General features: G+C 28.6%; 10 protein-coding genes. 6 read left to right on the forward strand and 4 right to left on the reverse strand.

Going from position 1 to position 13,762, the window contains the following annotated elements; all coding sequences use genetic code 11:
• Window positions 1-173: 173 nt before the first annotated feature.
• Window positions 174-1,367, reverse strand: coding sequence for a tyrosine-type recombinase/integrase (locus ACKTTQ_RS02620; protein ID WP_113785816.1), 1,194 nt, complete (start codon window positions 1,365-1,367; stop codon window positions 174-176).
• A gap of 167 nt (window positions 1,368-1,534) precedes the next feature.
• The gene (locus ACKTTQ_RS02625; RefSeq protein ID WP_408048387.1) at window positions 1,535-4,966 is read right to left on the reverse strand and encodes a methylmalonyl-CoA mutase family protein; all 3,432 of its coding nucleotides are present in this window, start codon (window positions 4,964-4,966) and stop codon (window positions 1,535-1,537) included.
• Window positions 4,967-5,202: 236 nt separating this feature from the next.
• Here ACKTTQ_RS02625 and ACKTTQ_RS02630 point away from each other — a divergent pair, with 236 nt between their 5' ends.
• From ACKTTQ_RS02630 to ACKTTQ_RS02650, 5 genes are all read left to right on the forward strand, one after another.
• On the forward strand, window positions 5,203-6,306 hold the full coding sequence (locus tag ACKTTQ_RS02630; RefSeq protein WP_299135714.1) for a helix-turn-helix domain-containing protein: 1,104 nt from the start codon (window positions 5,203-5,205) through the stop codon (window positions 6,304-6,306).
• A 101-nt stretch (window positions 6,307-6,407) separates the two neighbouring features.
• Window positions 6,408-6,788: a hypothetical protein gene (locus tag ACKTTQ_RS02635; protein ID WP_299135715.1), complete on the forward strand. Its 381-nt coding sequence runs from the start codon at window positions 6,408-6,410 to the stop codon at window positions 6,786-6,788.
• A 133-nt stretch (window positions 6,789-6,921) separates the two neighbouring features.
• Window positions 6,922-7,770 (forward strand): sterol desaturase family protein, encoded by an 849-nt coding sequence (locus ACKTTQ_RS02640; RefSeq protein ID WP_299135716.1) that lies wholly within the window; start codon window positions 6,922-6,924, stop codon window positions 7,768-7,770.
• 7 nt (window positions 7,771-7,777) lie between these two features.
• Window positions 7,778-10,282: a DUF5686 family protein gene (locus ACKTTQ_RS02645; RefSeq protein WP_408048321.1), complete on the forward strand. Its 2,505-nt coding sequence runs from the start codon at window positions 7,778-7,780 to the stop codon at window positions 10,280-10,282.
• A 4-nt stretch (window positions 10,283-10,286) separates the two neighbouring features.
• Window positions 10,287-10,916: a DUF6134 family protein gene (locus ACKTTQ_RS02650; protein ID WP_299135718.1), complete on the forward strand. Its 630-nt coding sequence runs from the start codon at window positions 10,287-10,289 to the stop codon at window positions 10,914-10,916.
• Here the strand turns inward: ACKTTQ_RS02650 and ACKTTQ_RS02655 are convergent.
• Both ACKTTQ_RS02655 and ACKTTQ_RS02660 read right to left on the reverse strand, forming a co-directional pair.
• Window positions 10,911-11,234, reverse strand: a complete 324-nt coding sequence (locus ACKTTQ_RS02655) for a hypothetical protein (RefSeq protein ID WP_093870596.1) — start codon at window positions 11,232-11,234, stop codon at window positions 10,911-10,913. The genes ACKTTQ_RS02650 and ACKTTQ_RS02655 overlap by 6 nt on opposite strands.
• A 73-nt stretch (window positions 11,235-11,307) precedes the next feature.
• Complete coding sequence (locus ACKTTQ_RS02660) at window positions 11,308-12,192, reverse strand: LysR family transcriptional regulator (protein WP_093870597.1); 885 nt, start codon at window positions 12,190-12,192, stop codon at window positions 11,308-11,310.
• Between the two features lie 78 nt (window positions 12,193-12,270).
• Between ACKTTQ_RS02660 and hutH the strand changes: the two genes are divergently transcribed.
• Window positions 12,271-13,758, forward strand: coding sequence for a histidine ammonia-lyase (gene hutH, locus ACKTTQ_RS02665; RefSeq protein ID WP_408048388.1), 1,488 nt, complete (start codon window positions 12,271-12,273; stop codon window positions 13,756-13,758).
• Window positions 13,759-13,762 lie beyond the last annotated feature (4 nt).

Genomic DNA, 13,762 nt, shown 5'->3' on the forward strand with positions numbered 1-13,762 from the left:
CTCTAATTGTTATATTTCCAGGTCTTAAATCTGGAATATTTAATTTTTCACAAAGAGATTTCTCAACCTTTTGAATAAATTCAAGATTTCTGATTTTATCTTTAATTATTATATCATTTCTATCGTTCATTCTAATGACTTACAACTCGTTATATAGAGAACAAAGTTCTCATTTATTCGATTATTCTTCCGGATAAAAGGAACTTTTCTTCCTTTTTATCCCTATTTGCTAAAGATAATAAAATTGTATCTAAAGGACTTTTTATGTCTAATAAATCTTTTTTAGCTACATGCGTGTATATCATAGTTGTTTCTGGTTTTGAATGCCCTAGTAATTCTTGTATATAGCGTAAACCTATTCCATTCTCAAGTAGATGTGTAGCATAACTATGTCTTAGTGTATGAGGTGTAATTACACGTTTTATATTCGCTAGTTTAGTTGAACGATGTAAAAACTTACGAATGCTACTTGTTGAATATTGTTTGTTAGGTAAGCCTTCTACAAAATATGTTTCAGGAGTATAAGTTTTTATGTAGTTTTCTAATAGAGGTAAAAAGCTTTTTGCTAAAACAACATATCTATCTTTTCTTCCTTTTCCATTTTTAATAAATAATTGACATCTATTAATATGAATATCTTTTAATTCTAAAGAAATTAATTCACTTACCCTTAAACCAGCAGAATAAATTAATGCTAAAACAGCTCTATGCTTTAGGTTTTTGGTAACCTGTAATAAGGTAATTACTTCTTCCTGAGATAAAATAGAAGGTAAAATTTTACTTTTACTGGGACGTTGTAGTTTTAAATTATCAATTTTACATGAGGGATAAAAAATAACAAATAATTTTATAGCACTTACAAATTGCCTTTGAGAGCTAATACTGTAATTTAATGGAACAAAAATATTTTCAATAAATAGCTCAACATCTCTGTTTATAAGTTCTTTTATAGGTTTTGGTTCTATGTAATTAATAAAATCTGCAACGAAAGTGAAATATGTTTTTATTGTACTCTCACTATATCGTTTACCCTTTAAATATTGAACAAATTGTCTAATAAGTATTTTGTTTTCATAAGAAATATTTCTTTTTTCCTTTTTAGGTTTAATGGTCGGATTAATGGATAATGATGTATCCAAAACAAAAGAAGCTTCTTGTTTTAAAGCATGTTGAATTTCAGCTAGTTTCTTTTCTGAAAAAGAACAGAGCCAGGAATGAAGAGTTTTACTCCAATAGTAACCATTAAGCTTTTTTAATTTTGAAATGATTAAATCTGAATAAGGAAATACAATAACTAAAACATCTTGTTTTTTATGTAAAACTCTTTTTATGGTAATAGAAATAGGGTAATCAGGTGTTTTTTTCATAGCATTACCAAAAATACGAATATTATATTAATACCATTTACCACTTTCTTTACAGTAAATTTAAATGCTATTATGTTATAATAGTAAAAAAATATTTTTTACTGTTAAAAATAAAACCCTCACAAATTTTGTGAGGGTTTTAGATATCTATAAAAAGGTAATACTTATTACATATTACGTCTATATTGCCCTCCAACTTTAAATAAAGCTTGAGTAATTTGTCCTAATGAACAATACTTAGTAGCTTCCATTAATTTGTCAAATAAATTTTCGTTTTGAATAGCTGCTTCTTGTAAAATAGCTAACTGTTCTTGAACTTTTCCGTCATTAGCTTTGTTAAGTAGCTCTTTTGTTTGAATTTGGAATTGCTTTTCTTCTTCCGTTGCACGAATAACTTCTGCTGGTTGTACGGTTGGAGATCCCTTAGAACTTAAAAATGTATTTACACCAATAATAGGGAACTCACCAGTATGTTTTAAAGTTTCATAATACAAGCTTTCTTCTTGTATTTTTGAACGTTGATACATAGTTTCCATTGCGCCTAAAACTCCACCACGTTCAGTGATTCTATCAAATTCTTCTAAAACTGCAGCTTCAACCAAGTCAGTCAATTCTTCAATAATGAATGATCCTTGTATAGGATTTTCATTTTTAGCTAAACCTAATTCTTTATTAATAATTAATTGAATTGCCATTGCTCTACGTACTGATTCTTCAGTAGGCGTTGTAATTGCTTCATCATATGCATTGGTATGTAATGAATTACAATTATCATATATAGCATATAAAGCTTGTAATGTAGTACGAATATCATTAAAATCAATTTCTTGAGCGTGTAAAGAACGACCAGAAGTTTGAATATGGTACTTTAACATTTGTGCTCTTGGGTTAGCATTGTATTTGTTTTTTAATGCTTTAGCCCATATTTTACGAGCCACACGACCTATTACAGAATATTCAGGATCAATTCCATTAGAGAAAAAGAATGATAAATTTGGTCCAAATTTATTAATATCCATTCCTCTAGATAAATAGTATTCAACATAGGTAAATCCATTGGCTAAGGTTAGCGCTAATTGAGTGATTGGATTAGCACCAGCTTCTGCAATATGGTACCCAGAAATAGAAACAGAATAAAAATTACGAACTTGTTTGTTTATAAAATATTCTTGAACATCTCCCATTAAACGTAAAGCAAATTCTGTAGAAAAAATGCATGTGTTTTGAGCCTGATCTTCTTTTAAAATATCTGCTTGTACGGTACCACGAACTTGTGCTAATGTAGTAGTTTTAATATCAGCATAAACATCGGCAGGTAAAACCATATCACCAGTTAAGCCTAATAAAAGTAAACCTAAACCATCATTTCCTTCAGGTAGTTCACCTTGGTATTTAGGTCTATCCAACCCTTTAGAGTCATAAATTTCTTTAAATTTAGCTTCAACCTCGTTTTCTAAGCCGTTTTCTTTGATGTATTTCTCGCAATTCTGATCGATAGCAGCATTCATAAAGAACCCTAATAACATTGGTGCTGGACCATTAATAGTCATAGAAACTGAAGTCATAGCATGACTTAAATCGAAACCTGAGTATAGTTTTTTTGCATCATCTAAGCAGCAAATTGAAACTCCTGCATTACCAATTTTACCATAAATATCAGGTCTGTGACCAGGGTCATTACCATATAAAGTAACAGAATCAAAAGCAGTAGATAAACGTTTTGCAGGCATACCTAAACTTACATAATGAAAACGTCTATTTGTTCGTTCCGGACCACCTTCACCAGCAAACATTCTTGTAGGATCTTCACCTGTACGTTTAAAAGGATATAAACCAGATGCATAAGGGAATTCTCCAGGAACATTTTCTTGTAAATTCCAACGTAATAAATCTCCCCAAGCTTGGTATTTTGGAAGTGCTACTTTTGGTATTTGAGAATGAGAAAGAGACTCAGTGTGTGTTGCTATTTTAATTTCTTTATCACGTACTTTAAACGTGTAAATAGGGTTTTTATACTTCTGTACTTTTTCTTGCCAGTTTAAAATGACTTCCCAATTATGAGGGTCAAGATTTAGTTTTACCTTATCAAATTGAGCTATTAAAAGCTTAATGAAATCTTGTTCATCGTTTTGAGTTTCTTGTAAAATTTCATCTTCATTTAATCCTGTTTTAATAATTTTAACATCCGAATTAACTATTGATTCTATAGTTTGATGAATACCATATAATTTTTGAGCAACAATTACTTGACTGTCAACTTTTTTATCATATGCTCTATTGTTTTCAGATATTTCAGATAAATAACGAACTCTACTTGGTGGAATTACAAATATCTTTTCAGACATTTCTTTGGTAATTTCCATATTAGACTTTAAATCTGCTCCAGTTTTTTCAACTAATTTATCCATAATACGTTTGTATAGCGTATTCATTCCAGGATCATTAAATTGAGAGGCAATAGTACCAAAAACAGGCATGTCATCCATATGAACATCCCATAAATTATTATTACGCATGTATTGTTTTTTTACATCACGTATAGCGTCTAAGGCACCACGTTTATCAAATTTATTGATTGCAACCAAATCAGCAAAATCAAGCATGTCAATTTTTTCTAATTGAGTAGCAGCCCCAAATTCAGGAGTCATTACATATAAAGAAGTATCTGAATGCTCAATAATTTCCGTATCAGATTGCCCAATTCCAGAAGTTTCTAAGATGATTAAATCAAATTCAGCAGCTTTTAAAACTTCAACTGCTTCATTTACATATTTTGATAAGGCTAAATTAGATTGACGAGTAGCTAATGATCGCATGTAAACACGGTCATTATTAATAGCATTCATACGAATACGGTCTCCTAATAAAGCTCCACCAGTTTTACGTTTAGAAGGATCTACAGAAATTAGCCCAATTGTTTTTTTAGGAAAATCAATTAAAAAACGACGAACTAACTCATCTACTAATGAAGATTTTCCAGCACCACCAGTTCCAGTAATCCCTAAAACAGGTGTTTTAGAATTTTTGTTTTTTTCATGAATGGTATCTAAAGTTTCTTTAGCTACTTCAGGGAAATTCTCAGCAGAAGATATTACACGAGCTATGCTACCAATTTCTTTAGAAGCTAATTTTTTAACCTCTCCATTTAAAACATCACCAATAGCAAAATCAGAAGTTTTTACTAAATCATTAATCATGCCTTGTAAACCTAATTCTCTTCCATCATCAGGAGAATAAATACGAGTTATTCCATAATCCATCAATTCTTTAATCTCTTCAGGAAGAATAACTCCACCACCTCCACCAAAAATTTTGATGTGAGTAGCTCCTTTTTCTTGAAGCAAATCATACATATACTTAAAATACTCATTGTGACCACCTTGGTATGATGTCATTGCTATAGCATTTGCATCTTCTTGAATAGCACAGTTCACTACTTCTTCAACGCTTCTATCATGCCCTAAGTGAATTACTTCAACACCAGTTGATTGTATAATTCTTCTCATGATATTAATAGCAGCATCGTGCCCATCAAAAAGAGAGGCAGCAGTTACAATTCGTACTTTATGTATAGGTTTATAAGGAGTTATTTGTTCCATTCGTAAATTAACTTGAATTATTGGCATGCAATTTACGGAAATATTAAAAAATATTCCGATTTATTAAGAATAATAAGAAGGTAATTATAGGGGGAAAGTAATGAAAACTGTTAAACTTACTATAAAGTCTTTTTAAGGAGGAAATTTTTTAACAAGTTAAACGCTTAAAACTGGGGTTTTGATTTGTAACAAAAATTAAATTAAAACATCTAATATTTATATTTTGTTAAATTAATATGGGAATTTTAGAACAGCTAACAATATTTGTAAGTTTATTAGCCGCATTTGCAGGAGTTATGATTGGTTTTTTGTTTTTAACATTAAAAATAAAAAACCAAGCTAGAAATATTTTTTTAATTCTTTTTTTGTGGAGTTTAAGCATTGATATATTTAATGACTTTTTAAAAGATAAAGAGCTGTTCAATTTATTTAGTCATTTATCTATAAAACTAAATACATATCTATTCATAATTCCATCGTTATTTCTTTATTTGGTTACAATAAGTAAAGATAAAAAGGCTTTGTGGTGGTTGCTTTTGTATGTTCCTGGAATATTTTTAAATCTTTTTTCATATAAAGATTCTGAATTAGAAGAGGTTTTATATGAGTTAGTATACTTACTAATAAACATACCATTACTAATTATTAGTTTTTATAAATTAAGAAAGTTTAAGGAACGGTTAGAGAGTTATTATTCTTATGTAGAGAATAAAACACTTTCATGGATTAAAGTGATAATGATTACAATTGTATGCCTGCATGTATTTATGTTTGTTTGTGGTATGTTATTTATTAATGAAGAGAATCAGTTTTTAGAAAACAGTATAGATTTTATAGTAACTGGAGTTACTTTTTTTATTGTATACTGGGTTGGTTATAATGGTTTTCAACAAATAGCACATGTAGAAGAAGTTTCAGAAATCGAAATTCCAACAGAAATTATTAAAGGAAATATTAAAATTGATGAAAGTTTAGAAGATTTAAAGTATGTAGAACTTTGTAATGAAATACAAAAAGAAAAGTATTTTACGAATCCTAATTTGACCATAAAATTATTATCTGAGTTGTTAGCTTTAAAGGAAAGAGAGTTGTCTAGTTTAATAAATTTGTGTGCAAAAAAGAATTTTCATCATTTTATAAACCAGTTTCGTATTACAGAATTTAAAAAATTGATTAATTCTGAAAAAGCAAAACAATATTCTATACTAGGACTAGCTAAGGAGTCAGGTTTTTCTTCAAAATCAACATTTTATAAAGCCTTTAAAGATTCAGAAAGCATAACTCCTAGTGAGTACAAAAAAACATTAAAGTGTCCGGATACGTGTTCTAGGACTTCTTAAATTCATTTTTTTTAGAGATACAGCGTTTCTTTGCTAACTGCTAATGTTGAAATAGATATTGGTTAAAGAAGAAATATGTATTAATTTAAAATATAGAGAAAATGAAAAAAAAAGCAATAGTAATTATCTTGTTATGGTTAGGATGTGGTTCAGCATTTAGCCAAGAAATTTCAAAAGAAATTATTGGTAAGTGGAAGTTAACAGAAGTTGGAATGATGGGGCAAAAAGGAAGCCCTTTAGAAGTTTTTGGAGTAGCAGAAGCGTATCAAGAATATACAAAACCAAATAAGTTTACGGGATTTTTAGGTGAAAAAGTTACGGGTAAATTTAAAATAGATAAAGCAGCTAATAAAATTGAAATCGATGTAAATAACGAAAGCACAATTTTTAAAATTAAAACCTTTACTACTAAAAATATGGTTTTGAATTTAAAAACTGAAGAAGGTGTTATTACTTTATATTATGAAAAAGTAACTAAATAATTTACTTCTATTTAGTTCAATCCTAAATTTAAATTACACTAGCTATCGCTATTTTATATAAAAATATAGCGTAGAGAATTATAACTATCAATCAACCAAACTGAATAAGTTATAATCGTATAAAAAACCTACTATGTCAATACTTAATGAAAACCCTTTGGTTTTACAGTTAATCGCCTATGCCTTAATTATTTTTTTCTTTTGGGGCTTAGAGCTGATTTTATTTTCTGAAAAAGTAAAAAAGAAAGCCTTGCATTCTTTGTTAAATGCAAAGTTTATAATTTTTGTGCTACCAGTTCAAATAGCACTTTCTACTATTGTTTTTATTGTTGCAAATTGGACACAAGATAAACAATGGGGGCTTGTTTATCAGTTACCATTAAATGAGTTCTCTATAGCTCATTTTTTGGTGGCTTTTATTTGTATAGATTTTTTTGACTATTGGTATCATGTAATGATGCATAGAGTTCCTTTTTTTTGGAGATTCCATCAAGTACATCATAGCGACATGGATGTAGATATTTCAACAACAGTAAGAGAACACCCAGGTGAAACAACAGTAAGAGTAAGTTTTTTAATAGGTATAGTTTTCATTTTAGGAGTACCAGTACAGTTCTTGTTAATTAAACAGTTTATTCAAAGTTTTATTAATTTAACATCACACTCAAAGGCTAAATTACCAGATCGTTATAATGCGATAATATCATTAATTTTTGTAACCCCAAATACTCATCATATACACCATCATTATGTATTACCACAAACTGATAGTAATTATGGAGACATTTTTTCAATCTGGGATCGTGTTTTTTCTACATTTAGTAAAATGAAACAATCAGAAATTGTTCATGGCATAGATACCAATATGAATGTGGAAGAAAATAAAGATTTCAAAAACTTAATAACTCGTCCATTTGATGGAAACAGGGTTCATTCAACAAATCCTATTTACAAAAAAAACAAATTAAAAACCGTAAAGTAGTTTTATAGTGAAGGGAATATTAACAATAGTATTTGTTCTATTATGTTCAACATTATGGAGCCAAACAAAAGTTAGTGGAGTAGTTTTAGATGAAAATAAAGAGCCTTTACCTTATGTGAATGTTTTTTTTAAAGGATCTACAACTGGTACAACCACGAATGAAGAGGGAGAGTTTTATATACAAAGTTCAAAGAATTTTTCAATAATTTCAATTGTTTTTTTAGGGTTTGAATCACAAGAAATATTATTAAAAAGTAAGATTAATAAAATCAAAGTAGTTTTAAAAGAAGATAGTACTACGTTAGATGAGGTTATTATTGTAAAACAACCTAAAAAAAGACTGAAAAAACAAAAGAACCCAGCTTTTCGTATTTTAAAAGAGATTTGGAGAAGAAAGAAAAAAAACGGACTTTCTTTAGTGAAAGCCTATCAGTATAACCAATACAGTTCAAGAGAATTAGGTTTTGGAAATATGGATAGTTTATTTATGCGTAAAGTTTTACGTAATAAATTTAATAAAATGAAAAACTATGTTCAAAAAAATTATGAAAATAACACCTATTATATTCCAGTAGAGTTAATTGAAAAAAGTGAAAAAGTTTATGGGAATAATTCACTGGGTAAAATACGGAGAGATATTGAAGGAGAACGTAAAATAGGAATCCATCAATTAGGAAAGTATGTAGATAGAGCAACTACTATTTTTAAAGAAATAGATGTGTATAATGACGATATTTATATTTTAGATAAAACATTTGTTAGTCCAATTTCTACATCAGGTTTTGGAAGTTATGATTATGTTTTGTCAGATAGCTCAATAGTAAATAATAGAAAAGAATATACAATCCATTTTTTTCCTCGACAAAAAGGAGATTTAGTTTTTAAAGGTCACTTAAAAGTAGTCGATAAAAGTTTTGCTCTTACTTCAATTGAAATGGAAATATTAAAAAATGTTAACTTAAATTTCGTTAGAGATTTATCTATTAGAAAAACATTCCTTTTAAAAAATGACAGTATTTACTTACCAAAAACAAACACCTACAAAGGAGAATTTACTTTTTTAACAAAGAACAAAAAAGAAAAGGGAATATATTTAGTGAAGAACGAAAAGTTTTCAAAATATGTTTTTGATCACGAAAAATCAACTGATTTTTATGATGTTAAAATAGTTCAAAAAAGAGCGAATCAATATAAAAAAGAAGCTAGTTATTGGAAAAGAAAACAAGATGAAAAAATTAATGAAACATTTCAACTTGTAAATAAAATAAAGACAAGTGGTAAAATAAAAAAAATTACAGGAACCATTTATACTATATCAGATGGATATTTTACACCAATTACAGGAATACAATTAGGTAATTTATTCACAACAACAGCAAAAAATGATATTGAAGGTGTACGTTTACGTTTAGGTTTTAAAACTTTTAAAACAAACAATGATCGTTTTAGAATTTTAGGGCATGGGGCTTATGGTTTTAAAGATAAAAAAATAAAGTTTGGTTTAGAAGCAAGGTATTTACTTTCGTCTCAGCCTAGAATTACTGTTGGAGCTGCTTACATAGATGATGTTGAGCAAATGGGTTTTACAAAGTTTAATGAAAGAAACTTAATACCTCAACCAGATAAAGGACCAAAAGCAATTTTTGTAAGAGGTGATAATTATTTTTTAGCAAAAGTTAAAAAGAAAATGTTTCGATTTGATGTAGAAATAGTAAACAACTTTAACATGGGAATTAAGTTTGCTCATGAAAAAATTATTTCAGCTGACCCTGATCGTTTCTCAATGGCATTTTTTAATCAAAAAAATAATAAAACAATAAACGTAACTAATGATGTTTATTCTGATTTTTACTTAAATTATCAACCAGGTAGAGTAACAGAAGGGTTTGGAGTAGATAGACAGCTAGGAACAAAGTTACACCCTAAGTTGTTGATAAATTATAAGAAAGCTTATAAAGGAATTTTTGGAGGGAATGTAGATTATGAAAAATTATCAATATTATATAATCATCCATTGCCTGTTGGTAAGTTTGGAGTATTTGACCCAACATTAATTGTAGCTAAAACTTTTGGTAAAACACCACTTTCTGTATTAACAGCAGTACCATCAAATCAAACGTACTTTTTAACACCTAATACTTTTGCTTTACTAGATTATTATGATTTTGTTGCTGATAGTTCAGTTGAAGGTCATTTTGAACAACATTTTAATGGTTTATTGATGAATCGAATTCCACTAATTAAAAAATTAGGGTTGCGTAGTCTGCTTACTTTTAGAACTGTGTATGGCAGTATTTCAAAAAGAAATAAAAAAATAAATAGATCGTCAATTAAATATGTAGCACCAAACAGAAAACCATATTTTGAATACGGCTTTGGTATTGAGAATATTGGGTATGGTAATTTAAGGCCATTACGAGTAGATTTTATTTGGAGAGGAGATTTTAAAAATGTGAATGGTCCAGAGAGTCCAAAATTTGGAATAAGAGTAGGGTTTAAAACTTCATTTTAGGAATATGAAAAATAGAGTAAGAGGAATTTTATTGTTATTAGCTTTATTTATTGGTTGTAATGTGCTCGTAGCTCAAGAATATAAATATGATGTAAATGTTTTTGGAAAAACGATTGGTACTGTTATAGCTAACAGAACTATAAAAGGAAATAAGATAGAATATTCAACAAATTCATTATCAATAATTCGTTTTTTTGGAAAAAAAGAAATAAGTACTATAATGAAAACATCATATGAAAATAATGTTCTAAAAAAGAGTTTTTATGAAGTGAAAAAGAATGGAAAAATACGAGAGAAATCAACACTAGAATATTTAAATAGTACATATAATATTATTACTAACGGAGAAAAAACAAAACATACAAAACCAATACATTTAAGTACTATTATGTTAACGTATTATAAACCAAAAGACAAAGAAAAAGTATTTGAAGAGGTTGGAGGTTTTTATAAAAAAATAAAAAAAATAAAGGTTAATGAGTTTGAGTTAATAAATCCTAGAAGTAGGCATATAGATACTTACATTTATAATGATGAAGGTATTATGGAAAAATGTATTGTTAGAAAAACATTATTTAATTTTGAAATGATATTAAAGTCAAAGAATAAGCAAAAACTAGTAGGTAAATTATAAATAACTTAAAAAAGCCCATAATTTACGCTCTTCTAAATAATATAAATTAGTTTCATTACAGTAAGCTTCTCGTTCAAAACTTAAGTTTTTATATGCTAAGTGTTTGTTTTTGTATATAATTAACTTAATTAACCATTCAATAGCGTAAAACAAAAAAAAGAAAATAATAAGTAATTCTTGTTGTTGTTTTAAATGAATTTTTTCATGATTTACAAGCTCGTAATTATATCTTAAGTCCTTTCTTTTTAAAAATATAAAAGGGTATAAAGTTAGACCAATAAAGCCTTTAGGTATTATGTGTTTTGATATAAAAATCATGGTTGTATTACAACATTTCTTGAGTTTGTAAAAATAATGAATTTTATAATATAGCATAAAAATCTCAAATCATCTATGAAGTTGTTTTTTCAAGAAATGAAGTTACTATAGGATTTCTGTTATTTTTATTCCATATAATAGATAAAGTAGTGCGTTGTGAAATATTGGTAAGTTCAATAAATTTTACACCCATAGCATATCCATGTTGAAGAGATTTAGGAACAATAGATAAGCCAAAATTATTTTCAACTAATTTATATATTGAGGCAGCATGTATGGTATTATGAGAAATAATTGGAGTGAAATCACTATCATCAAAAATTTGCATTACCTTTTCATAATAAGAGGGGCTATAAGAGGGATCAAATAATATAAAAGATTCGTCTTTTAATTGGTTTAAATTTTTAAAAGTATCTGAATTAATTGGATGGTTTTTAGGTAATACTAAGCAGAAAGATTCTTTTAAAATAGGTTTAATAACTAAGCCTCTAGGTACACGATCTAATCTTACAAAGCCAACATCAATATCTTGAGATAATAAGCTATCAATTTGTTTATCATTATCCATTTCTTTTAGTCCAAATTGAACATTAGGATGTTCTTTTTTAAAGCGAATTAACAAATTAGGAATAATCTCTTGCATAGCCGAACCTACATATCCAAATTTTAATTGTCCATGTTTACCTTCTTGTAATAGCTTAGCATAGTTTAAAATATAATCAAGGTTTTTTAGGTTCCTAGTTAATTCAGTTTTTAAATACATGCCAACAGGAGTTAATTGTACTTTTCTATTGTGCCTAACGAACAGTTGTATGTCTAAATCTTCTTCCATTTGTTTAATTTGTCTGCTTAATCCTGGTTGAGATATAAAAAGGCGTTCGGCAGCTTTCCTAAAGTGTAAATCTTCAGCTACAGCTAAGAAGTAACGAAAATGTCTTAATTCTATTTGATAACTCATGGTTATTATTTAATGATAAAGATGATATTGTTGGTTATCAAAAATAAAAATAACTTTGTAGAAAATGAAATAAAAGACATGTTTAAATACGGAATAGATCAGTTAACGGTAAATAAAGTAATTGCAATTGCCGAAGGAACTTTAAAAGCAGGTATAACAGCAGAAGCTAAGAGCAAAGTAGATGTATGTAGGAAGAAGGTAGATACAATGGCAAATTCTGATGCAGCTATCTATGGTATAAATACAGGTTTTGGACCATTGTGTGATGTGCAAATTACACCTCAAGAAACGAGTAAATTACAAGAAAATTTACTAATTACACATGCTGTTGGAGTAGGGAATCCAATTGATAAAAAGCTATCTAAGATAATGATGATTTGTAAAGTACAAGCATTATGTCAAGGATACTCTGGAGTACGTATAGAAATGATTGAACGTATCGTTTATTTTATTGAAAATGATTTATTACCAGTTGTTCCTGAGCAAGGTTCAGTTGGAGCTTCAGGAGATTTAGCGCCATTATCACATCTTTTTTTACCACTATTAGGTGAAGGTGAATTTTGGGTTGAAGATACAATACAACCAGCTAAAGGAGTATTAGCTAAAAATAATTTGGAGCCTTTAGTATTAGAAGCTAAAGAAGGTTTAGGTTTAATAAATGGAACACAATTTATTTTAGCACACGCTATTTTAGGTTTAAAAAAGATGGAATACCTTTTAGATTTAGCTGATGTAGCTGGAGCTATGAGTTTAGAAGGATATTCAGGTAATGTATCACCATTTAAAGAAGAGTTACATCAAATTCGACCATTTAAAGGAAATTTAAAAGTTGCTGAACGTATGCGAATGTTATTAAAAGATTCTCAAAACGTAGAAGATACAAGTTTTCCTAGAGTACAAGACCCATATTCAATCCGTTGTATGCCTCAGGTTCATGGGGCTTCTAGAAATGCATATTTTCATTTAAATGATTTGGCAGAAATAGAGATGAATTCGGTTACAGATAACCCTATAGTTTTAAGTGAAACAGAGGCGATATCTGGAGGGAATTTTCATGGGCAACCTTTAGCAATGGCATTAGATTATGCTTCAATTGCAGCATCTGAATTAGGAAATATAGCAGATAGACGATGTTATCTACTTTTAGAAGGAAAGTATGGATTACCAAGATTACTTACCGAAGCCGGTGGATTAAATTCAGGTTTTATGATTCCTCAATATACTACAGCAGCTTTAGTAACTGAAAATAAATCATTGTGTTTCCCTCCATCAGCTGATAGTGTTCCAACCTCATTAGGACAAGAAGATCATGTTTCTATGGGGAGTATTTCTGGACGTAAATTCAATCAAATTCTAGGAAACATTGATAAAATATTTGCAATTGAGTTTATGTATGCTGCACAAGCTATGGACTTTAGAAGGCCAAATACATTTTCACCTATCATAGAAGATAATTTTAAGTTAATTAGAAGTGAAGTAGCAAAGTTAGAAGATGATAGAGTATTGAAAGATGATATTAATGCATTAATAAATATGGTTAAAAATCAAAAGTTTAAAGTAGCTTAAAAAA

Origin of the sequence: Tenacibaculum halocynthiae, from assembly GCF_964512825.1 — a bacterium.
GTDB lineage: Bacteria > Bacteroidota > Bacteroidia > Flavobacteriales > Flavobacteriaceae > Polaribacter > Polaribacter halocynthiae.